Below are 746 nucleotides of genomic sequence, written 5' to 3'. Positions count from 1 at the left end.
GAGCGATCAGCTAAACTGGTAACAAACATTGAGTTGGCCGCAGCCAGGTTCGCGGTATAGCTTGCCGGTTCAGGGCGGCGCTCATCTGCTTGCGTGCGCAAATACCAGTCACCATCGGTCGGCGAGCTAACACCACCTTGATACAAGAAGTACTCATAGGCACCCGCCACAGCACGGCCATTCAGGGTAAACTGCCCGGCAGAATCGCCGCCGACATCAATGATTTTGATGCCCTCAGAGGTCCGCGCACCATTACCACCAATATTGTTCACGGTGACAAAACTTTGCCCTGCGGTATTGCCAGTAATCAACAGCCGATCGGTTACTGATGAATCACCGGCCAGAATAGTATTGAAGACCACAGTGCCGTTATCGCCGGTATAATTACCATCAATAATGAAGGTCCCGAAATCGCCGCCGGTTAAGGCATTTGGCATAATCAGGTTGCCACGATTTTCCACATTCCCTGTCACCTGGCCGTATCCACCTAATGAGCCGGTGTTAGTAATCAACACGTCACTGACCAGATTGACGACATTGGATGCCAGTGTGGCCACCAATGTACGGGCCAATGGTGACTCATTCACTGTCAGGGTCGAGGTGGCTGTTGAACTGCCCAGTTGCAGCAAACCGTTTTCAATCGTCGTCAAACTGGCACTGACTGTACCGCTATCAATTTTTACCGTGCCGCTGCCACGTTTAACCAATGTACCGCTACCGCTGATCGCGTTGGATAAATTCCAGAC

General features: G+C 51.7%; 1 protein-coding gene. It reads right to left on the bottom strand.

Features of this window, described 5'->3' with window-relative positions; translation table 11 throughout:
- The coding region (locus V1952_RS22235) for an autotransporter outer membrane beta-barrel domain-containing protein (protein WP_420075595.1) at window positions 1–746 on the bottom strand (746 nt) is incomplete at both ends.

The sequence above is a fragment of the Yersinia sp. 2542 StPb PI genome, assembly GCF_048593855.1.
In the GTDB taxonomy this organism is placed as follows: domain Bacteria; phylum Pseudomonadota; class Gammaproteobacteria; order Enterobacterales; family Enterobacteriaceae; genus Yersinia; species Yersinia enterocolitica_E.
Note: the sequence above shows the minus strand (reverse complement) of the source record. Positions and strands in the feature narration are given on the sequence as shown.